Consider the following 20,495-nt stretch of genomic DNA (forward strand, 5'->3'; position numbering starts at 1 on the left):
GGACGGGCCCCGTTACGCCTTGGGCCCCGTTGGAAGGGTGAGGATTTCGGCGCCGTCATTGGTGATGGCGATGGTGTGCTCGCTGTGGGCCGTCCGGCAGCCTGTGGCGCTACGGAGGGTCCAGCCGTCGGTATCGGTGACGAGTTCTGCGGTGTCCGCCATGACCCAGGGTTCCAGTGCGAGCAGCAGGCCGGGACGCAGTCTGTAGCCGCGGCCGGGGCGCCCGGCGTTAGGCACATGCGGGTCCTGGTGCATGGTTGACCCGATGCCGTGGCCACCGAACTGGGTGTTGACGGGGTACCCCGCGTCGCTGAGCACTGAGCCGATGGCGTGGGAGATGTCGCCGATGCGGGCACCCGGCCCGGCTGCGGCGATGCCTGCTTCCAGGGCGCGTTCGGTGGTGTTGATCAGCGCCATGCTTTCCGTGGGCTGCGAGTCGCCTACAACAAAGCTGATGGCAGAGTCCGCTGCGACTCCTCCCAGTGAAACGGCCAGGTCCAGGCTCAGCAGGTCACCATTGGCAAGGGTGTAGTCGTAGGGCCGCCCATGGAGCACCGCATCATTGACGCCGGTGCAGATGTAGTGTCCGAACGGACCGCGCCCGAAGGACGGCGCGTAGTCGACGTAGCATGACTGCGCGCCGGCTTCGGCAATCATTTCCGCTGTCCACTTGTCGATGTCCAGGAGATTGGTGCCCACTGTGCTGCGGCGCTTCATGGCCTGGAGGATGTCCGCTACCAGGGCGCCCGTCTTCTTTCCCTGCGCCAGTTCGGAGTGGTTCAGGATTTCGATCATGGGCGTCCTTCGCGTTACTACCAATAATTATCCCGGCCATATTATCCCGGTATTAGTATTGGAGCCATGGTCAGGTTGCCACTCACGCCCGAAGAAGTGGAACGGGGACAGCGGCTGGGAGCCCTGTTGCGCCGTGCACGAGGAGAACGACCCATGCTGGAGACGGCACTGGATGCCTGCCTCTCGCCGGAAACCCTCCGGAAAATCGAGACCGGACGGGTAGCGACGCCTGCTTTCTCCACTATCGCCGCGATCGCCAGCGTCCTGGGGCTCTCCCTCGACGACGTCTGGCGTGAGATCACCAAAGCCGATGGTGGAACTGAAGTAACCAGCTCCAGCAGCTCGCGCCAGCACTTGGCCTCCTAGAACTAAATCGGATTCATAAACCAGCGATGCTATGAAAATCCCACCAGGTCAGAGCCAGCTCCCAGTTTGAGCAGGTCCCGGGGGCAGGGCGATGGGCGTTGCGAGGAAGAAGAATTGGTCCCATAGTTCGTCATCCGATGGGGTGTCGCCGGGGTCCACGAGGTCTTCGCCGGGTAGTTCCTTAGCCGGGTAGTTCCTTAACTGCAGGGTCCGGTGGAAGGCCGTCCGGGGCTTCGGGCGGCAGAACATCATTCAGGGAGAACTCGGCAGCGTGGGAGGCGGAGCCGACGACACCACGAACCGGCGCGAGTGGACGTGCAGCAGCCTCATCATGAATCTGCAGAACTCGGCCCGGTTCGCCGTCAGTCAGGGCGGGTGGCCAGTGGGGTGGTTCCCAGTCCTGGTGTTCGCTGGTGTAGCGGCGTCCGGCGGGTGAGATCCAGCCGGGTGGTTCGTTCTTGGTGGCGGGGGTGGGTTGCCAGGCGCTGGTGTGTTTCATGCGGTGGTGTTTGGGGCAGGGCTGGGCGAGGTTGGTGATTCCGGTGGTTCCGCCGTGGTGCCAGGCCAGCAGGTGGTCGGCTTCGTTGTCGAGGGAGTGGTTGCTGCAGCCAGGGAACGGGCATTTACCGTCCCGGAGCCTCAGCCAGCGGCGCATCGCTTCCGGGATCCGGTAGCTCTTCCGCCCGATCTCCAACGGCGCCCCGTCCCTGGGATCGACCAGGACCCGGTAAAACGAGTCCGCCCCGCCGGAGACGAGTCTGCGGGCCATCGACGCCGGGATCGGGCCGTGCCCGTCCAGCATTGCCGGTTCCTCGGTGGCGGCCAGGAGCGAGAACACCGGGACCGTGACGAGCACCTGCGCCCGCGGCACGGGCGGGTGAGCAAGTTCGAGACCGCCTTCGTTCACGTGAGAGTCGGCAGAGGCACCACCGCACCGTGCGACGCCATCCGGTGGACCATGGGTGGGGGTGTGTCCGGTGCCGAGGAGGGCTGTGGCGCCGATGTCTGCCATCAGTTGCGGAAGGGTGCGGGGTTCGTCCGGTCCCTGCAGTCCGCGGGCCAGGGCCCGGGTCCGGTTCCAGGCGGCGTTGGCCTGGTCTGCGGGCAGGTACAGGGAGACCCAGGCCATCGCGTCCCGGTCCGGGGCGTATTCCATCCGCCGGTCCGCCACACCCCTGGCGTGGCGTTCCTCGATCGAGTCGGGGTGGTGGCGTTCCCGCCAGGAGCGCACCTTCGGCCGCAACCTCGCCGGCGGCAACACCCCTGCGACACCACCAGGGCCGGCACCGGGTGTATCGGGGTTCAGGAAGTGCTTTTCCAAGGCTGTGGCGGCGGCGGGGTCAAGCCCGGTGGTCTCGTCGATGAGGACCTTGGTGTTCTGCCACGACACCTGCCCGGCCTGCAGCGCATCCAGCACCGCCGGCAATGAACTGGTCAAGGCCTGGGCTTCACCGATCAGGGCACTTGCGGCGCGTTCACCGATGGTCAGGACGCAGGCGACTTCGGCCACGGAGGCCATCTCGCGGCCTTTGGCCCATTCCGGACCCGCCGCCGGGTCCTCCATGGCAGCGACGGCGCCGACGTGCCCGCCCACCAGCAGCACCTTCACCGCGGCAGCGGCGGCCTCAAGCTTCCGCTGCACCGCCAAACCGTCCAGGCAGTCATCCGCGAACACCCGCAACGGATCAGCCCCCGCGGCCAGGGCATCAGAAAAGCCAGCATCAGGACTACCTGAAACAGCGGAGCCGCCGGCAACAATACGGGCGAGCTCATCAACGAAACCAGCCACCGACGCAACAGCAGCCAAAATCCCGGCCCTGCCTCCCCCGCCCCAGGTCGCTCCGCTTTCCATACCCCAAGCATGCCAAGGGGGTCTGACAAAACATCCGCCTGGGAGGCTATTCCGGGAAAAGATTCCAGGACTTTTTGATAGCAGGAACGGACCTCAAGCGGTGGGCCATAAACTGGACATCAACAGAATTACAACGTTGGAGAGCGCTTTGTCTCAACAGCAAGTCGCCCATCAGGCCGGTGCGCCGTCAGAACAGACCCCGGCCCTTCCTCCCCTGCGCGCCGACGCCTTCACGGTTCCTTACCGCGACCCCGTCTGGGACGGCCCCACGGACCCCATCCTGGTGGCCGACCATCGCAAAGGGGAATGGGTCCTGTTCTACACTCAGCGCCGCGCCACGGAACCCGGGCTGACCGGCGTCGAATGGGTACACGGCACGGCGATCGGCGCCGCGAGATCGTCCGACGGCGGCGCAACCTGGCGCTATCAAGGAACCGTGGACGGACTCGTTCCGCCGGGAACGGAACTGCCGGCAACACTCTGGGCGCCCGACGTCGTACGCATCGGCGACCAGTGGATCATGTACCTGTCCGTCCTGGGCGGACGCCGGACCGGCTGGACCGGGAATGCGTCCATCGTGCAGTTCGCCAGCCCGGACTTGGATCATTGGGAATACCTGGGCGCCATCGACCTGGACTCCACGAGGGTCATTGATGCGGCTGTGGCACGCTGCGGGGACGGCCGGTACCGGCTCTGGTACAAGGACGAAACGCGGGACTCGAACACGTACAGCGCCGTCAGCGGCACCCCTCAGGACCCGGCTTCGTGGGTCGTGGAAGGCGTGGCTATCCCTGGACGCCCGCACGAAGGACCAAAGGTCTTCCGGATGGATGGCACGTTCTGGATGGTCGTGGATGAGTGGCGCGGCCAGGGCGTTTTCCGCTCACCTGACGGCGCCGGCAACTGGACCAGGCAGGAGTACCTGGACGGCCTCATCCTCACCGGGCCGGAGGAAGTGGCGGGGCGGCCCGTCGTCGGACGCCATGCGGACGTGGTTCCGCTCGCACCGGGCGACGACGGCCGGGAACGGGCCCTGCTGGTGTACTTCACGCACCCCTACTGGGGCGGCGAGGACATCGGCACCATGGAGCCGGACCCGCGCACGCACCTGAGCCACGTCCGGGCCGCAGTGCTGAAAGTCCGGGACGGCAACCTGGTGTGCACGGAGCAGTGACCGGCAGGCGCCAAAGGATAAAGGATGACAAAGGGCCAGACCTTGGAACTATAAGCCGGCTGCTGCCGGCACCGGTCCAAGGCCTGGCCCCCTGCCTGACTCGTGCGCCGGGCACCGCCTCCCAGCGGGCGGCCCCGGCAGTTTGTGTCAGCCCCGCTGCGGGGAACCCAGCTCCACCGGATCCTCATCCGTCAGGTAGGCAAGTTCGGAGTGGGCAGCGAGGTCGATGCCGCGCAGCTCGTCCTCCGGGTTGATGCGGAGGCCAACGGTCTTGTCCAGGATCTTCGCCAGGACCCAGGTGACGCCGAAGGAGTAAGCCAGCACCGTAACCGTGGCGAGGGCCTGGGTCCCCAGCAGTTCCACGCCGCCGCCGTAGAAGAGCCCGTTGACCCCATTCGGGGCGGCGTCCGTGGCGAACAAGCCAATCAGCAGGGTGCCAAGGATGCCGCCCACCAGGTGCACGCCAACGACGTCGAGCGAATCGTCGAAGCCCAGGCGGAACTTCAGCTCGATGGCCAGGGAGCAGACAGCGCCGGCAACCAGGCCGATTGCCACCGCGCCGAGCGGGCTGACTGCCCCGCAGGCCGGGGTGATGGCTACGAGTGCCGAGATGATGCCGGACGCGGCGCCCATGCTGGTGGCGGCGCCGTGTCGGAGCCGCTCCACAAAGGCCCAGGCGAGCAAGCCGGCAGAGGCGGCAAGAGCGGTGTTCAGGAAGACCACCGACGCCGACTGGCCGGCAGAGAGTGCCGAGCCGGCGTTGAAGCCGAACCAGCCCACCCACAGCAGTCCGGCGCCGACCAGGACCAGCGGGCGGCTGTGCGGCTTGGCGTGTTCCACCTTGGGCCAGCCGGAGCTCTTGCCCAGGACCAGGGCCAGCGCGAGGGCTGCGGCGCCGGCGTTCATGTGCACCGCCGTGCCGCCGGCGAAGTCGATCGCTTTGATACCGTTGGCGATCCAGCCGCCAACCGTGGAGCCGTCCGCGGAGGAAAAGGCGAAAACCCAGTGCGCGATCGGGAAGTAGACGATGGTGGCCCAGATGCCGGCGAACAGCATCCACGCACCGAACTTCATGCGCCCGGCCGCCGCCCCTGCCACCAGCGCGGTGGTGACGCAGGCGAAGAACAACTGGAACGCGGCAAACAGGATGACCGGAATGGATGCCCCCTCGTCCGCGGCGAGCAGCTGCCCCATGCCGGGGAACTCCGTGACGTCACCGATCAGGCCCATCCCGCCAACGGAGTTTCCGAAGGCCATCGAGTAGCCGAACAGCGCCCAGAGCACGGCCACCAGGCTGGCTCCGCCGAAACACATCATCATCATGTTCAGAATGCGGCGCGACCCCACCATGCCCCCGTAGAACAGGGCCAGGGCGGGGATCATCATGCAGACCAGCGCCGAGCTGGCCAAAATCCAAGCGACATTTCCCGAATCCATTGGGAACCCCTTTCGTGATGCGAGGAGAGAACGGAAATCGCCGGTAGGAGCCACTCCGGAGGAGGGACGCGGAATCAGAACCACGTCCGCTGGAGGGCGGCTATTGCCGTCTGGTTCCAACTGTATGGCGGGCATTCGGGGCTGGGTTTCGGGTGCGTTAAATGATGGTTTCAGTCATCCACACCGAAGTTTCAGGAGTCCCTTTAAGTCGCGTGGCTAGCGGGCGGGCGGCAAGGCGTGGGCATAAGCTGGGGAATGCCACGCACCGGAATGCACAGCAGGGTTACTGCGAAAGGACTAACGGAAATGGCGCAATCGACCGGGCAGGACCTTCAGGAACTGAGGGTGGGCGTTGTCGGCATCGGCTGGGCGGGACAGCAACACCTGAAGGCCTACGATGCCCTGGAAGGGGTACGCATCGTTTCCCTGGCCGGGATGGAACAGGAACTCCGCGGCACGCTGCAGGCCGAGTACGCGATTCCCAACGCCTTCTCCGACTGGTCCGAGATGCTGGAGCACGGCGGCCTGGATGCCGTCAGCGTGGCCGTGCCCACCTTCCTGCACGCCCCGATCGCCGTCGCGGCCCTGGAGCGCGGCCTGCACGTGCTGAGCGAGAAACCCATCGCACGCAACGCGGCCGAAGGCCAGGCTATGGTTCAGGCCGCCCGCAAGGCCGGGAGGGTGCTGGACGTTGCCTTCAACCACCGCCGCCGCGGCGACATCCGGGCCCTGAAGGGCGTGATTGACGACGGCGGGTTGGGCCGGCCGTACTACGCCAAGGCATCCTGGCTGCGCCGCTCCGGCATTCCCACGATCGGGAGCTGGTTCACCAACCCGGAGCTTGCGGGCGGCGGCCCCCTGGCCGATATCGGTGTCCACGCCCTCGACTACGCCCTGCACCTCCTCGGGGAGCCCAAGGTACTGGCAGTCTCCGCCGCCACCCACTCCGAGCTGGGCCCGCAGGGGCGGGGCGGCGGAAGACAGTATTCGGCGCTCGCGTCCAGCCATGCGTTCGAGGTGGAGGATTTTGCGTCCGCGTTCATGCGCCTTGAGGGCGGCGGGACGCTGCTGATCGAGGCCAGCTGGGCCACCTACCGCGAGACCGACGACCTGCTGGACTTCACCGTCTACGGCACGGACGGCGGCGCCGAGCTCAAAGTGCAGGGGGCGCCCTTCCCGCCCGTAGGACAGCTCCGCGTGTTCACGGACAAGGACGGCGAATCCGCCGACTACGTCCCGCCGGTACTGCCGGGCCGGGCCCATGATGCGGTGGTGGAAGACTTTGTGACGGCAGTCCGGGGCGGAGAGCAGGTGTGGGCCGGGCACGACGGTTCCCTGGCGCTCTACCGCGCCCGGATCATCGACGCGTGCTACCAGTCCGCGCGGGAGGAGAGGGAGGTCCGTCTCTAATGGACAACAAACTACGTATCCTGGTGTGGAACGAAGGGGTCCACGAGGCCATCAACGAGCCGCCCCACATTGGCGAAATCTATCCTGACGGCATCCACGGCGCTATCGCCGCGGGCCTCCGCTCCCACTACCCGGAAGCGGACATTACGACGGCGGTCCTCGCCACGGATGATGAGCACGGCCTGCACGAGGAGGTGCTGGCGGAGACGGACGTCCTGCTCTGGTGGGGACACAAGGCGCACCAGGAGGTGAGCGATGCCGTCGTCGAACGCGTCCACCGGCACGTGCTCGGCGGCATGGGCCTCCTGGTGCTGCACTCAGGCCATTTCGCGAAGGTCTTCACGCGCCTCCTGGGCACCAGCTGCTCCCTTGCGTGGCGGAACGAGGGTGAACGCGAACTCGTCTGGACCGTCAAGCCGTCGCATCCGATCGCGGAGGGTGTGGACAGCCCCATTGTCATCCCGGAGCAGGAGATGTACGGGGAGCTGTTCGACATCCCCGACCCGGACGACCTGATCTTCATCAGCTCCTTCGCCGGCGGTGAAGTCTTCCGGTCCGGCGTCACCTTCACCCGCGGCAAGGGGCGCATCTTCTACTTCAGCCCAGGCGACCAGGAGTATCCGGTCTACCACCATCCGCAGATTCAGCGGGTCCTTGCCAATGGGGTCAAGTGGGCGGCGCAGCCCGGGCTTCAGCGTGCGGTTCCGGAGGTCACCAATCCATCCCGGGACTGGTTTGGGGAGGCCTAGGAGGAGGCGGCTTCAGTTGCGGATTTCCCCATGGCGGTGGAGGTCCCGGACGGGTACAACTGAGAGATGACTACCCCGGTGCTGGTGCTAGGTCCCATGATGCGGTTCGTGGATCAGACGAGGGCGAGCGTCTGGGTGGAAACCCGGGACACAGCCCGGGTAGCGGTGCAGGCCGGCGGCAGGGAGTGGCAGGCGTCCACCTTTGCCGTCCACGGGCACCATTACGCCCTCGTGGATGTGGACGGGCTGGAACCGGGAACGGTCACGCCGTACACAGTGACCATCGACGGCGTGAAGGTCTGGCCAGAGCAGGACATCGGCGGGTTTCCGCCGTCCGCCATCGCCACGCTTAAACCCGGCAAACCCCTGCGCCTGGCGTACGGGTCCTGCCGCACCAGCGTCCCGCACGACGCAGCGGGCAACAGAAGCCACGGGGTGGACGCGCTGCGCGCCTTCGCACTGAGCCAGTCCGGCGACGGCAGGCCCCGGCCGGACCTGGTGGTGTTCCTGGGCGACCAGGTCTATGCCGACGCCACCAGCAAGCAGATGCACGAGTTCATCAAATCCCGCCGGGACATCCGTAAGCCTCCGGGCGGGGAACTCCAGGATTACGAGGAATACGCCCACCTCTACTGCCTGGCCTGGTCGGACCCCGCAAACCGCTGGCTGCTCTCCACCCTCCCCAGCGCCATGATCTTCGACGACCACGACATCCGCGATGACTGGAACGCCTCCCGCAGCTGGCGGGAAGTGATGGGCAACAAGCCGTGGTGGCGCCGCCGGATTACGGCGGGCCTTGCGTCGTACTGGGTGTACCAGCACCTGGGCAACATGTCTCCGCAGGAGCGCCTGGCGGACCCCGTCTGGCAGAAAGTCGCCGCGCACCCGGGCGGGGCGGAGCTCGACATCACCCAGGACCTGGACGTGCTCGCGGAGCAGGCGGACCGGGACCCGGAGGCCTACCGGTGGAGCTTCTGCCGCGACTTCGGTGGCACCCGCCTCATCGTGCTGGATTCCCGCGCCGCCCGGAACCTGGAACCGGACCACCGGGCACTGCTGGACGACCAGGAGCTGGCCTGGCTGGATGAGCGGATGCGCGGCGGCTTCCGGCACCTGCTGGTGGCCACGTCGCTGCCGTTCCTGCTTCCCATGGGCCTGCACCACCTGGAGTCCTGGGACGAAGCCGTGTCCGAAGGCGCGTGGGGGAAGCTTGCGGCGAAGGCCGGCGAAAAACTGCGCCAGGCGTTCGACCTGGAGCACTGGGGAGCGTTCCAGAAGAGCTTCCAGCAGGTGGCCGCCATGGTGACGGAGGTGGCGGACGGCGCACGGGGCCCGGCACCGGAAACTGTGACGTTCATTTCCGGCGACGTGCATTTCTCCTATGTGGCGGAGGTGGAGAGGGCTTCGGGCAGCCGTGTCATCCAGGCCGTCTGCTCCCCCATCCGCAATCCACTCCCGCGGCTCCTGCGCTCCTTTGGGGCAGTGATGTCCTACGGATTCGCCGCGCCGGTGGGCGCTGCGATGGCCCGCTCCGCGAAAGTCCAGGATCCGCCCTTCCAGTGGTCCGGGATCAAGGGACCGTGGTTCGACAACAACCTGGCCACTTTGGAGGCGGTGCCGGAGGGGCTGAAGCTGTGGTGGGAGAAAGGCGTGGTGGAACGCGGCGGTACTGATCCACGGCTGGAGCGGGTTGCGGAAATCACCGTCGCATCCCGCAAAGCCGGCGAAACCGCCAGGGAACCGCTCCAGGAGGGCACAGGCTAGATCAGGCCCTGCGCCAGCATGGCGTCCGCCACTTTCACGAACCCGCCGATATTGGCGCCCAGGACGTAGTTGCCCGGATCACCGTACTCGTCCGCGGTGGCGGCGCAGCGGTCGTGGATGCCAACCATGATGTCGGTCAGCCGCTCCTCGGTGTGTTCAAAGGACCACGAGTCCCGGCTGGCGTTCTGCTGCATCTCGAGCGCCGACGTCGCCACCCCGCCCGCATTGGCCGCCTTGCCCGGCCCGAACAGCACACCTGCCTCCTGGAAAACGGCTACAGCCTCGCGGGTGGAGGGCATGTTGGCGCCCTCACCGACGGCAACCAGGCCGTTGCGCACCAGGCGGGCGGCAGCATCGCCGTCGAGCTCGTTCTGCGTGGCGCAGGGCAGCGCCACCGTGGCATCAACGTCCCAGACCGAACCGCCGTCAACGTAGGAAACGCCGCTGCGGCGTGCCGCATAGTCCTTCAGACGGCCGCGCTCCTCTTCCTTCACCTCGCGCAGGAGTGCGACGTCGATCCCCGCCTCGTCAACGATGTAGCCGGAGGAGTCGGAGCAGGCCACCACGGCGGCGCCAAGGGACTGCGCCTTGGCGATTGCGTTTATGGCCACGTTGCCGGAGCCGGACACCACCACGCGCTGGCCGTCGAACGAGTCCCCGCGGGTCTTCAACATCTCCTGGGTGAAGATAACGGTGCCGAAGCCGGTGGCCTCGGGGCGCACCAGGGAACCGCCCCAGGAGATGCCCTTGCCGGTGAGCACGCCGGACTCGTAGCGGTTGGTGATGCGCTTGTACTGGCCGAAGAGGTACCCGATTTCGCGCCCGCCGACGCCGATATCGCCGGCCGGAACGTCGGTGTATTCGCCGATATGCCGGTAAAGCTCGGTCATGAAGGACTGGCAGAACCTCATTACCTCGGCGTCGCTGCGGCCGCGGGGATCGAAGTCGGAGCCGCCCTTGCCGCCGCCGATGGGCATGCCGGTGAGGGCGTTCTTGAAAATCTGCTCAAAGCCGAGGAACTTGACGATCCCCAGGTACACGGAGGGGTGGAACCGCAGGCCGCCTTTGTAGGGCCCCAGGGCCGAGTTGAATTCGACGCGGAAGCCGCGGTTGATTTGCACGCGCCCCGCGTCATCAGTCCACGGGACGCGGAAGATAATCTGCCGCTCGGGTTCGCAGAGGCGCTCCAGGATGGCGGCGTCGAGGAACTCGGGGTGCCTGTCGTGGACCGGGCCGAGGCTTTCAAATACCTCCACCACTGCCTGGTGAAACTCCGCTTCGCCGGGGTTCCTGGCCAGGACGGTATCCCTGATGGCCTCCAGCCGTGCATCCATGATGGTCCTTCCGTCCAGCCGGACAGGGAGCCCGCCTGGGCGCCTTTGCCGGCTTCAATACTTGAGCTTTCAACATTAGCCGAATGTGACTGTGCACCCTGATAAGCAGACCGCAAGCTCGGCTAATCTCCGTATTGTGACATTTACTTTCCGCAAAACGAAAAGCGACGGCTTGGCACTCCGCCTTCCGGAGGCCTCCTGATGCCCTACGTTTGCCTCCTCCTCTCCGGCGCCGCGCTGCTTCTCAACGGGCTCGCGATGCTTGGGCGCCTGCCCCGCCGCGACGCTGCCGTCCTCAGCCTGGTGGTAGGAGGCACGCAGCTGGTGCTCGGCGTCGTACACCTGGGCACGGCTGCCGGGGCGCCATTACTGACAGCGGCCGGAATGTTCCTGTTCGGGCTGACCTACGTTTACGTGGGCCTGGACGTCCTCCTGGACCTCGGCTCGAAAGGTACTGGCTGGTTCTGCGGGATGGTTGCCTTTGTCGGGCTGCTGCTGGCTGCCGCCTGGCTTGGCACCGATCCCCTGCTGGCGGTGCTGTGGCTTGCCTGGGCGGTACTGTGGGGCCTGTTGTTCGTATCGTCTGCCCTGGGCCGGACAGGCCTGGATGCGACCATCGGCTGGGCGCTGGTGCTGGCGAGCCAGACCACCGCAACCCTGCCCGCGTTCCTCGGACTGGCGGGGATGTGGCCGCGGCAGGGGGAAGCAGCATTGCTTGCCGCACTTGTCCTGGCCGGTCTTTTTGGTGCAGCACGCACGCTGGCCCGGCGCGGAGCTGAAGCTCCAGGCCGGGCCAGTCCAGTTCCTCCCGCCCGAGGCATCGGAAGTTAGTGCGTCCCCTACCGCAGCACCACGGTACGGTTGCCCTGCAGGATCACGCGGCCCTCGCAGTGCCAGCGCACGGCGTTGGACAGGGCCTTGCATTCCGTGTCGCGGCCGGCGGCCACCAGGTCCTCCGGACCGAAGGTGTGGTCCACCTCCACCACCTGCTGGGCGATGATGGGACCCTCATCGAGTTCGGCGTTGACGTAGTGGGCGGTGGCGCCAACGGTCTTGACACCGCGGGCGTAGGCCTGGTGGTACGGCTTGGCGCCCTTGAAGCTGGGCAGGAACGAATGATGGATGTTGATGGCACGGCCGTCCAGCTTGCGGGTCAGTTCGTCACTGAGGACCTGCATGTAGCGGGCCAGGACCACCAGCTCCACGTCCAGGCCGTCCACCAGGTCCATCAGCTTGGCCTCGGCCTCGGGCTTGGTGTCTGCAGTGACCGGAATGTGGTGGAACGGAATGCCATGCCACTCGACCAGCCCGCGGTGGTCCTGGTGGTTGGACACCACGGCCACCACCTCAACCGGAAGCTCGCCGATCCGGGCGCGGAACAGCAGGTCGTTGAGGCAGTGCCCGAACTTGGACACCATGATCAGCACTTTACGCTTGGATCCCTGCCGCTCCAGCTGCCACCGCATGCCGAACTTATCGGCGACAGGGGCAAAAGAGCTGCGCAGCGCGTCCAGCGTGGATTCGTCCCCCTCCGAGACGAAGTGCACCCGCATGTAGAAGTGGCCCTCTGCGCGGTCACCGAACTGCTTGTTGTCGATGATGTCGCAGCCGTTTTCCAGCAGGAAGCCGGAGACGGCGTGCACGATGCCCGGGCCTTCGGGGCAGTCGAGCGTAAGGACGTGCTCCACGGTGGTGGGCAGTTTAGTACCGGCAATATCGGTTTCAGTCACAGTCATGGCTTCAGCACTCGATCACGTTCACGGCCAGTCCTCCTCGGGAGGTTTCCTTGTACTTGGTTTTCATGTCGGCTCCGGTATCGCGCATGGTCTTGATCGCCTTGTCCAGCGAGACCTTGTGGCTGCCGTCCCCGTGCAGGGCCAGCCGTGCGGCGTTGATCGCCTTGACGCTGGCAATGGCGTTCCGCTCGATGCAGGGAATCTGCACCAGCCCGCCCACCGGATCGCAGGTGAGGCCGAGGTTGTGCTCGATCCCCACCTCCGCGGCGTTCTCCACCTGCCCGGGGGTTCCGCCCAGGACCTCGCAGAGCCCGGCCGCAGCCATCGAGCAGGCCGAGCCAACCTCGCCCTGGCAGCCCACCTCGGCACCCGAGATGGAGGCGTTCGTTTTGAACAGGATCCCGACGGCGGCCGCCGCCAGGAGGAAGCGGACCACGCCGTCGTCGTCCGCTCCTGGAACAAACTTCACGTAGTAGTGCAGGACGGCGGGGACAATGCCCGCTGCGCCGTTGGTGGGCGCCGTGACGATCCGGCCGCCCGCGGCGTTTTCCTCGTTGACGGCAAGGGCGAACAGGTTCACCCATTCCATGGCGTGGAGCGCATCGGTGCTGCCCGAGTCCTGCGACAGGGTTTTGTAGAGCTGCGGCGCCCGGCGCGGAACCTTCAGCCCGCCCGGCAGGATTCCCTCGGCGTTGCAGCCGTTCTGCACGCATTCACGCATGACGGCCCACAGGTCCAGCAGCTTCTCCCGGAGTTCGGCTTCACTGCGCCACACCAGCTCGTTGGCAAGCATCACGTCCGAGATGGACATGTTTTCCCGGCGGCAGATCTCCAGCAGCTCGTCTCCGGTGGAGAAGGGGTACGGCTGCACGGTGGTGTCCGCCACCACCTTGTCCGCGCCCGCGGCGTCGCCGCCAACCACGAAGCCGCCCCCAATTGAATAGAAGCTCCGCTCGCTGAGGACGGCCCCGGTGTGGTCGAAGGCCCGGAAGGTCATTCCGTTCGGGTGGGCGGGAAGGGACTTGCGGCGGTGGAGGACCACGTCTTCTTCCCAGTTGAAGTCCACGCGGTGTGTGCCCGCGATGTGCAGCTCGGCGTCCAGCGCGGCAGCAGCCACCTGGTCATCCGCGGTGAACGTGTTAACCGTCTCCGGCTCCAGGCCCTGCAGGCCCAGGACCACGGCCTTGTCCGACCCGTGGCCGCGCCCGGTGGCGCCGAGCGAACCGAACAGTTCCGACTGGACCCGGGCAGTGGAGCTCAGCTGCCCGTCCGCCTTCAGGTCGTCGGCGAACTGCTTGGCCGCCCGCATCGGGCCCACCGTGTGTGACGACGAGGGCCCGATGCCAACGGAAAACAGGTCAAGGACGCTGAGCGCCATCAGGGAACCTCGGGTGAGGCGTACTCCCGCATGGCGTCCAGGAGCCAGCGGCCCAGGAATTCGGCGAAGGATGCCCGGGGGAAGATCCGGAAGGATTCCTCACCCGTCTTCCACAGGATCACCGGAATGTTGGCAACCTCGGTGGAGTAGGCGGTGCCGGCCTTGAGCACCCGGGGGTGCAGGTCCAGCGAGCAGCCCTTCTCCAGGACGGCCCGGGCCCGCGGGCCGGTCAGTTCGAAGGTGGTGCGGTTGGCGGAGAGGTCCACCACCTGGCCCTGGCCATCCGCCAGTGCGGACTGGAGGGCCTGTATCAGGTCGCCGCCCAGGGACTCGTGCGCCTCGGTGGGAGCCACCACCAGGAACTCGCCCGGCCCCAGCCACAGGACCGTGGTGTCGCCGTTGGTGACGGTCCCGCCGCACTGTGCCGGCAGGCCGCCGGTGACCGACGCGAGCCGCTGTGCCGTCTCGGAACCGGCCTGGGCCCGCAGCCCCACCAGGGTGAGGAAGGGCACCTCGGCCAGTTCAACGGTGCCGGCCAGGGAACCTGAGGCGAACGCTTCCGCGAGCTGCCGTGCCGGGCTGGTGCGGACGGCCAGGTTCTGGGCTGCGAGGTTCTTCTCGGAGGTCGGGGATGCTGCTGTCTCAGCCATCTTTACGGGTCCCTTCGGGGTCAAAAAGCACTGTTTCTGCCACAACGACGTCCACCAGCTGGTCGCCGGCGGCTGCCACCAGTGTTTCGCCGATGCGGTTGCGGCCGTTCTTGATCAGGGCCAGGCCAAAGGACCGGCCCAGTGCGGCGCTGTGGTAGCTGGAGGTGACGAAGCCCTCCATTGGGACCGGCCCGTAAGCCGGGTTGGTGGAGCGGCCCTTTTCCACCAACTGGGTGCCTTCGGGCAACCGAAGCGTGCCGTCGACCGGAAGGACGCTGACCAGGTGCTTGCGGTCCTCGCGCTGAGCGTCCACCCGGGAGTAGGAGCGCTTGCCAATAAAGTCCTTGGCCTTGGAGACGATCCACTCCATGCCCGCGTCCTGCGGGGTGACGGTGCCGTCGGTGTCCTGGCCGACAATCGGGTAGCCCTTCTCGGCGCGCAGGACGTGCATGGTCTCGGTGCCGTACGGGGTGATGTTGAATTCCGCACCGGCAGCCGCCACGGCTTCCCAGGTGTTGAGCCCGTACCAGGTGGGCACGTTGATTTCGTAGGCCAGTTCACCGGAGAAGGAGATCCGGCAGATACGGGCGCGGACGCCTGAGGCGAGGATGGTTTCCCGGAACGTCATGAACGGGAACGCCTCGGCTTTTAGGCCGCCGTTCGCGGCCAGTTCCGGCGCCACCTTGGCGATGACGTCGCGTGACTTCGGCCCCACCACTGCAATGGTGCTCCACTGCTCGGTCACGGAGGTGCAGTGCACATCGAGTTCCGGCCATTCGGTCTGCAGCCATTCCTCGAGCCAGTCCAGGACCTTGGCGGCACCGCCGGTGGTGGTGGTCATGAAGTAGCGGTCCTCGTCGAGGCGGAGCGTGACGCCGTCGTCGAAGATCATGCCGTCCGGCGTGCACATGACGCCGTAGCGGGCGGATCCGGGGGCGAGCTTCTTGAACGCGTTGGTGTAGACGCGGTTCAGGAACTCGCCCGCGTCCTTGCCGCGGATTTCGATCTTGCCCAGGGTGGTGGCGTCCATGAAGCCCACGGATTCCCGGACGGCGGCACACTCGCGCAGCACCGCGGCGTCCATGTCCTCCCCGGCCTGCGGGTAGTACCAGGGCCGCTTCCACTGTCCAACATCCTCGAACAGGGCGCCCTTCGCCACGTGCCAGGGGTGGATGGAGGTGATACGGGCGGGGTCGAACAGTTCGCCGCGCTGACGTCCGGCCAGAGCTGCGAAGGCCACCGGGGTGAACGGCGCCCGGTAGGTGGTGGTGCCGATCTCGCCGATGCCGCGGGAGGCCTCCCCGGCCTGGCGCAGGGCTGCCGCGATCACGCCGATGGCGTTGACGCCGGAGGTCTTGCCCTGGTCGTTGGCGGTGCTGATGGAGGTGTAGCGCTTCACGTGCTCCACGGAGCGCATGCCGGCGCCGGTGGAACGGAGCACGTCCGCCACGGACTGGTCGCGCTGGAAGTCCACGAAGTGGTGGTGCCAGTCGTCCGGGGTGCCAGTCTCGCCCGGCACCAGCCACAGCTGGCGGGTGGGGGCGGAAGCCTTCGGCTCGCCGATCGGGGAAGGCTCGACGGCGGAGCTGAAGCCGGCAGCGGTGGCTGCGGTGACACCGGCGGAAATACCTTCGCGGACGCAGTCCGCGGTGACGAAGGAGCCGCGGCCGGAACCGACGATCTGCTGGTTGGGGACCTCGGCGGCGGGCACGAAGGCGGCCAGCTCGTCGTCCCAGCGCAGCTTGCCCTGCCGCTGGGAGTGCAGGTGGACCAGCGGACTCCAGCCGCCGGAAACTGCCAGCAGGTCTGCGGCGATCTGTTCGATGCCGGAGGTGAGCTCGCCGTCGTCGTTGATGCTGCGGACGGTGACGCCATCAAGCCGGCCCGTTCCGTCAGCGGAGGTGTTGGCCACTGCGCTGCCGATCAGCACGCGGGTGCCGGCTTCGACGGCGGCTGCGGCTGCCTCGGTCATCTTGGGCCGGGCGTCCACCACGGCGGCGATCTTGACGCCGGCTGCGCGGAGGTCGGCGGCGAGGGCGTAGGCGCTGTCATTGGTGGTGCTGATGACCACGCGCTTGCCCGGGGCCACGGCGTAGCGGTTCAGGTAGCTGCGGACGGCGGAAGCCAGCATGATGCCGGGGCGGTCGTTGTTCTCGAATACCAGCGGACGCTCGTGGGCGCCCGGGGCCAGGACCACCTGATTGGCACGGATGTGCCAAATGCGCTGCCGGGAGACACCGGGGGCGGCGGGGCTGGAAAGGTGGTCGGTCCGGTTTTGGACGGCAATGACATAGTTGGCGTCGTAGGCGCCGAAAGCAGTGGTCCGGTTCAGCACGGTTGATTCCGCGCCGGACACCAGCTCAGCTTCCACATCGGCAACCCATTCCAGCGCGGGCTTGCCCTCGATGGTCTCGGCCAGCTCCGGCGACGTGGAGCCGGAGAGCAGGGAGCCGCCCAGTTCGGGCTGGTCGTCGAGCAGCATGACGCGGGCGCCGGTGCGGACCGCCTCACGGGCCGCGGCCAGGCCGGCCGGGCCGCCGCCGATCACCAGGACGTCGGTGTGGACGTACTTTTTGTCGTACTCGGCCCTGTCTTCCTCCGGGTCCAGCCGGCCCAGGCCGCTGAGCAGTTCTGCCTTCAGGCCGTCCACCAGGGAAACAGTGGTTGCGGGAAGCATGGATTCAGCCACGTGGCCGGGGAAGCGGGCAGCCACCTTCACCAGGGCGTTGGGTTCCTCCACGCCGGCCGCCAGGATGCCGCGGGGGCGGTCCTCGTACAGGGAGTTTCCGACGGCGACGCGGCCGTTGGCGAGCAGCGCCGAGGCAAGCGTGTCCCCCGGGTGTCCGGTGAATTCCTCGCCGTCGACGGTGAAACGCCAGGAGATGGTGCGGTCGATGCGGCCGCCGGTGCTGAGGCGGGCGTTCAGGGAAGTCACTTGGCTGCTCCTTCCGGGGCGGCAGGGGTGGTGTCGGGGCGGGGTGTGCCCATCGGGTAGACGGCCTTGATGTCGTAGCTCACGGTGTCCCGGAGCATGTTGAACCACTGCCGGCAGCCGGTGCTGTGGACCCAGCGCTCGGCGAAGGTGCCCTTGGTGTTCGCGCGGTAGAAGAGGTACCGGGACCACTCGACGTCGTTCAGTTCGTTCGGGTTCTCGGGGTAAGCCACGTGGGCCTGGCCGCCGTAGTGGAATTCGGTTTCATCCCGGGGGCCGCAGTTGGGGCATGAGATCAGCAGCATGTGCGTTGTCTTTCTCGGGCTAGTGGGCCACGGCGGCGGCGCCGTGTTCGTCGATGAGGGCGCCGGTTTCGAAGCGCTCCAGGGAGAACGGTGCATTCAGCTTGTGCGGCGTTCCGGTGGCGATGGTGTGCGCGAAGGTCATGCCGGCGGCGGGGGTTCCCTTGAACCCGCCGGTGCCCCAGCCGCAGTTCACGAACATGTTCTCCACGGGGGTGGTGCCCACGATCGGCGAGGCGTCCAGCGTAGTGTCCACGATGCCGCCCCAGGTCCGGAGCACGTGGGCCCGGGCGAAGATGGGGAAGAGCTCCACGGCGGCGGCCATCTGCTGCTCGATTACGTGGAAGGAGCCGCGCTGGCCGTAGCCGTTGTAGGAGTCGATGCCCGCGCCCATTACCAGCTCGCCCTTGTGCGCCTGGGAGACGTACACGTGCACGTGGTTGGACATGACCACGGTGGGGTGGACAGGCTCGTGCAGTTCGGAAACCAGTGCCTGCAGCGGGTGGGACTGGATGGGCAGCTGGAAGCCGGCCATTTCGGCCAGGACGGAGCTGTGGCCGGCGGCGCACAGGCCCACCTTTTCGGTGTTGATGGTGCCGCGGGTGGTCTTGACGCCGACCACGCGCCCGCCGTCCTTGATGAAGCCGGTGACTTCGCAGTTCTGGATGATGTCCACGCCCATCTCGTCGCACTTGCGGGCGAAGGCCCAGGCCACGTGGTCGTGCTTGGCGATGCCTGCGCGCGGCTGGTAGGTGGCGCCCATGACGGGGTAGCGGATGTTGTCGCTGATGTTCAGGATGGGGCAGAGTTCCTTGACCTGCTGCGGGTCCAGCCACTCGGCGTCGACGCCGTTGAGCTTGTTGGCGCCCACGCGGCGCATGCTTTCGCGTACGTCGCCCAGGGTGTGGGCCAGGTTCATCACGCCGCGCTGGCTGAAGAGGAAGTCGTATTCGAGTTCCTCCGGCAGGATCTCCCAGAGCTTGAGGGCGTGCTCGTAGATGGCCGCGCTTTCGTCCCAGAGGTAGTTGGAGCGGATGATGGTGGTGTTGCGGGCCATGTTGCCGCCGGCCAGCCAGCCCTTTTCCAGGACGGCGATGTTGGTCATGCCGTGGTTCTTCGCGAGGAAGTACGCGGTGGCGAGGCCGTGCCCGCCGCCACCCACAACCACAGCGTCGTAGGAGGACTTGGGGTCCGGGTTCCGCCAGAGGAAATCCGGGTGCTCAGGAAGGTGGGGTGCGCTCACTGGGCTGCTCCAATCAGGTCTGCTTCGGCACCGGCCAGTGCGGCTTCTGCGTTGAGGTGCGGGTACAGCGGGAATTTCCCCGCCAGGGCCGTGACGCGTGCGCGGAGTTCGACGGCGGTGTCCCCGGGCAGGGTGCCGGTGCCGGCGGAAGCGATCAGGGCCTTGGCGATGATGTCCGCGACCTCGGTGAACTCGGCGGCGCCGAAGCCGCGGGCTGCCAGGGCGGGGGTGCCGATGCGGAGGCCGGAGGAAACCATCGGCGGGCGCGGGTCGAAGGGGACGGCATTGCGGTTCACCGTGATGCCGATCTGGTGGAGGGCGTCTTCGCCCTGCTGGCCGTCCAGTTCCGAGTTGCGGAGGTCAACCAGGACCAGGTGCACGTCGGTGCCGCCGTTGACCACGGAGATGCCGGCAGCGGCCACGTCTTCCTGGAGCAGGCGCTGTGCCACCAGCTGGGCGCCCTGCAGGACGCGTTCCTGACGCTCCTTGAACTCGGGGGCGGCGGCCAGCTTGAAGGCCACGGCCTTGGCGGCGACCACGTGCTCCAGCGGCCCGCCCTGCTGGCCGGGGAACACTGCGCTGTTGATCTTCTTGGCGTACTCCTCCTTGGCGAGGATGACGCCGCCGCGGGGGCCGCCCAGGGTCTTGTGCGTGGTGGTGGTGACCACGTCCGCGTAGGGGACGGGGTTGGGGTGCAGGCCGGCTGCAACCAGGCCGGCGAAGTGTGCCATGTCCACCATCAGGTAGGCGCCGACCAGGTCGGCGATGCGGCGGAACTCGGCGAAGTCCAGCTGGCGGGAGTAGGCGGACCAGCCGGCCACGATCAGCTTGGGCTTGTGCTCGAGGGCCAGGGCTTCCACCTCTGCCATGTCGATGCGGAGGTCCTCCTCGCGGACGTGGTAGGGCACCACGTTGTAGAGCTTGCCGGAGAAGTTGATCTTCATGCCGTGGGTCAGGTGGCCGCCGTGGGCGAGGGAGAGTCCGAGGATGGTGTCGCCCGGGTTCAGCAGGGCGAACATGGCTGCGGCGTTGGCCTGGGCGCCGGAGTGCGGCTGGACGTTGGCGAACTCGGCTCCGAACAGGGCCTTGACGCGGTCGATGGCGAGCTGCTCGACGACGTCCACGTGCTCGCAGCCGCCGTAGTAGCGCTTTCCGGGGTAGCCCTCGGCGTACTTGTTGGTCAGGACCGAGCCCTGCGCCTCCATGACCGATGCCGGAGCGAAGTTCTCCGAGGCGATCATCTCGAGGGTGGTCTGCTGCCGCTCCAGCTCCTTTGCTACGGCGGCAGCGACGTCGGAGTCCACCTGGGCGAGCGAGGCGTTCAGTACGTTCTGCATGTTTCTCCTTTAGTGCCCTTGGAAGTTACTGACCCA

The 20,495-nt window shown here is 67.0% G+C and carries 16 protein-coding genes and 1 pseudogene; 6 read left to right on the top strand and 11 right to left on the bottom strand.

Annotation, left to right across the window (positions count from 1 at the left end):
• Positions 1–12: 12 nt before the first annotated feature.
• Positions 13–795, bottom strand: coding sequence for a type I methionyl aminopeptidase (gene map / locus FDW83_RS09965; RefSeq protein ID WP_138137941.1), 783 nt, complete (start codon positions 793–795; stop codon positions 13–15).
• A 66-nt stretch (positions 796–861) separates the two neighbouring features.
• Between map and FDW83_RS09970 the strand changes: the two genes are divergently transcribed.
• Positions 862–1,161, top strand: a complete 300-nt coding sequence (locus tag FDW83_RS09970; RefSeq protein ID WP_138137942.1) for a helix-turn-helix domain-containing protein — start codon at positions 862–864, stop codon at positions 1,159–1,161.
• A 181-nt stretch (positions 1,162–1,342) separates the two neighbouring features.
• Here FDW83_RS09970 and FDW83_RS09975 read toward each other — a convergent pair whose 3' ends face one another.
• Complete coding sequence (locus tag FDW83_RS09975) at positions 1,343–3,013, bottom strand: HNH endonuclease signature motif containing protein (RefSeq protein ID WP_138137943.1); 1,671 nt, start codon at positions 3,011–3,013, stop codon at positions 1,343–1,345.
• 148 nt (positions 3,014–3,161) lie between these two features.
• Here FDW83_RS09975 and FDW83_RS09980 point away from each other — a divergent pair, with 148 nt between their 5' ends.
• Positions 3,162–4,187 (top strand): family 43 glycosylhydrolase, encoded by a 1,026-nt coding sequence (locus tag FDW83_RS09980; RefSeq protein WP_138137944.1) that lies wholly within the window; start codon positions 3,162–3,164, stop codon positions 4,185–4,187.
• Positions 4,188–4,334: 147 nt separating this feature from the next.
• On the opposite strand, the gene FDW83_RS09985 is transcribed toward FDW83_RS09980, so the two are convergent.
• Complete coding sequence (locus tag FDW83_RS09985; RefSeq protein WP_138137945.1) at positions 4,335–5,624, bottom strand: ammonium transporter; 1,290 nt, start codon at positions 5,622–5,624, stop codon at positions 4,335–4,337.
• Between the two features lie 306 nt (positions 5,625–5,930).
• Between FDW83_RS09985 and FDW83_RS09990 the strand changes: the two genes are divergently transcribed.
• The 3 genes from FDW83_RS09990 to FDW83_RS10000 all read left to right on the top strand — a co-directional run bounded on the left by FDW83_RS09990 (position 5,931) and on the right by FDW83_RS10000 (position 9,547).
• Entirely contained in the window at positions 5,931–7,034 is a 1,104-nt protein-coding gene (locus tag FDW83_RS09990; protein ID WP_138137946.1) for a Gfo/Idh/MocA family protein, read from the top strand.
• Entirely contained in the window at positions 7,034–7,783 is a 750-nt protein-coding gene (locus FDW83_RS09995) for a ThuA domain-containing protein (protein WP_138137947.1), read from the top strand. Before FDW83_RS09990 ends, FDW83_RS09995 begins: the two co-directional genes overlap by 1 nt.
• Positions 7,784–7,849: 66 nt before the next feature.
• On the top strand, positions 7,850–9,547 hold the full coding sequence (locus FDW83_RS10000; protein WP_138137948.1) for an alkaline phosphatase D family protein: 1,698 nt from the start codon (positions 7,850–7,852) through the stop codon (positions 9,545–9,547).
• Here the strand turns inward: FDW83_RS10000 and gdhA are convergent.
• Positions 9,544–10,881: an NADP-specific glutamate dehydrogenase gene (gene gdhA, locus FDW83_RS10005; protein WP_138137949.1), complete on the bottom strand. Its 1,338-nt coding sequence runs from the start codon at positions 10,879–10,881 to the stop codon at positions 9,544–9,546. The genes FDW83_RS10000 and gdhA overlap by 4 nt on opposite strands.
• Before the next feature lie 201 nt (positions 10,882–11,082).
• Between gdhA and FDW83_RS10010 the strand changes: the two genes are divergently transcribed.
• Positions 11,083–11,712 carry an AmiS/UreI family transporter gene (locus FDW83_RS10010; protein ID WP_138137950.1) on the top strand — a complete coding sequence of 210 codons (630 nt, stop codon included), beginning with the start codon at positions 11,083–11,085 and terminating at the stop codon, positions 11,710–11,712.
• 8 nt (positions 11,713–11,720) lie between these two features.
• Here the strand turns inward: FDW83_RS10010 and purU are convergent, their stop codons facing one another.
• The 7 genes and pseudogenes from purU to glyA form a co-directional block, all read right to left on the bottom strand.
• Positions 11,721–12,617: a formyltetrahydrofolate deformylase gene (gene purU / locus FDW83_RS10015; protein ID WP_138137951.1), complete on the bottom strand. Its 897-nt coding sequence runs from the start codon at positions 12,615–12,617 to the stop codon at positions 11,721–11,723.
• 4 nt (positions 12,618–12,621) lie between these two features.
• Positions 12,622–13,995 (bottom strand): L-serine ammonia-lyase, encoded by a 1,374-nt coding sequence (locus FDW83_RS10020; RefSeq protein ID WP_138137952.1) that lies wholly within the window; start codon positions 13,993–13,995, stop codon positions 12,622–12,624.
• On the bottom strand, positions 13,995–14,645 hold the full coding sequence (locus tag FDW83_RS10025) for a sarcosine oxidase subunit gamma (RefSeq protein ID WP_138137953.1): 651 nt from the start codon (positions 14,643–14,645) through the stop codon (positions 13,995–13,997). The genes FDW83_RS10020 and FDW83_RS10025 overlap by 1 nt, the downstream gene beginning before the upstream one ends.
• Positions 14,638–17,580 (bottom strand): sarcosine oxidase subunit alpha family protein, encoded by a 2,943-nt coding sequence (locus FDW83_RS10030; protein WP_138137954.1) that lies wholly within the window; start codon positions 17,578–17,580, stop codon positions 14,638–14,640. Before FDW83_RS10030 ends, FDW83_RS10025 begins: the two co-directional genes overlap by 8 nt.
• 32 nt (positions 17,581–17,612) lie before the next feature.
• A pseudogene (locus tag FDW83_RS10035) lies at positions 17,613–17,882 on the bottom strand (sarcosine oxidase subunit delta); the annotation flags it as partial.
• A gap of 19 nt (positions 17,883–17,901) precedes the next feature.
• The gene (locus tag FDW83_RS10040; protein WP_138137956.1) at positions 17,902–19,122 is read right to left on the bottom strand and encodes a sarcosine oxidase subunit beta family protein; all 1,221 of its coding nucleotides are present in this window, start codon (positions 19,120–19,122) and stop codon (positions 17,902–17,904) included.
• A complete protein-coding gene (gene glyA, locus FDW83_RS10045) occupies positions 19,119–20,459 on the bottom strand; it encodes a serine hydroxymethyltransferase (protein WP_138137957.1) in 1,341 nt (446 codons plus the stop codon). The genes FDW83_RS10040 and glyA overlap by 4 nt, the downstream gene beginning before the upstream one ends.
• Between the last annotated feature and the right edge of the window lie 36 nt (positions 20,460–20,495).

The sequence above is a fragment of the Pseudarthrobacter sp. NamE2 genome (assembly GCF_005796205.1).
In the GTDB taxonomy this organism is placed as follows: domain Bacteria; phylum Actinomycetota; class Actinomycetes; order Actinomycetales; family Micrococcaceae; genus Arthrobacter.

What these genes read in the sequence shown, in the direction of transcription:
- FDW83_RS09985 (WP_138137945.1), bottom strand. Translation starts at nt 5,624, where the DNA reads ATGGATTCGGGAAATGTCGCTTGGATTTTGGCCAGCTCGGCGCTGGTC.
- map (WP_138137941.1), bottom strand. Translation starts at nt 795, where the DNA reads ATGATCGAAATCCTGAACCACTCCGAACTGGCGCAGGGAAAGAAGACG.
- FDW83_RS10010 (WP_138137950.1), top strand. Translation starts at nt 11,083, where the DNA reads ATGCCCTACGTTTGCCTCCTCCTCTCCGGCGCCGCGCTGCTTCTCAAC.
- FDW83_RS09995 (WP_138137947.1), top strand. Translation starts at nt 7,034, where the DNA reads ATGGACAACAAACTACGTATCCTGGTGTGGAACGAAGGGGTCCACGAG.
- purU (WP_138137951.1), bottom strand. Translation starts at nt 12,617, where the DNA reads ATGACTGTGACTGAAACCGATATTGCCGGTACTAAACTGCCCACCACC.
- FDW83_RS09970 (WP_138137942.1), top strand. Translation starts at nt 862, where the DNA reads ATGGTCAGGTTGCCACTCACGCCCGAAGAAGTGGAACGGGGACAGCGG.
- FDW83_RS10000 (WP_138137948.1), top strand. Translation starts at nt 7,850, where the DNA reads ATGACTACCCCGGTGCTGGTGCTAGGTCCCATGATGCGGTTCGTGGAT.
- FDW83_RS09990 (WP_138137946.1), top strand. Translation starts at nt 5,931, where the DNA reads ATGGCGCAATCGACCGGGCAGGACCTTCAGGAACTGAGGGTGGGCGTT.
- FDW83_RS09975 (WP_138137943.1), bottom strand. Translation starts at nt 3,013, where the DNA reads ATGGAAAGCGGAGCGACCTGGGGCGGGGGAGGCAGGGCCGGGATTTTG.
- gdhA (WP_138137949.1), bottom strand. Translation starts at nt 10,881, where the DNA reads ATGGATGCACGGCTGGAGGCCATCAGGGATACCGTCCTGGCCAGGAAC.
- FDW83_RS10020 (WP_138137952.1), bottom strand. Translation starts at nt 13,995, where the DNA reads ATGGCGCTCAGCGTCCTTGACCTGTTTTCCGTTGGCATCGGGCCCTCG.
- FDW83_RS10025 (WP_138137953.1), bottom strand. Translation starts at nt 14,645, where the DNA reads ATGGCTGAGACAGCAGCATCCCCGACCTCCGAGAAGAACCTCGCAGCC.
- glyA (WP_138137957.1), bottom strand. Translation starts at nt 20,459, where the DNA reads ATGCAGAACGTACTGAACGCCTCGCTCGCCCAGGTGGACTCCGACGTC.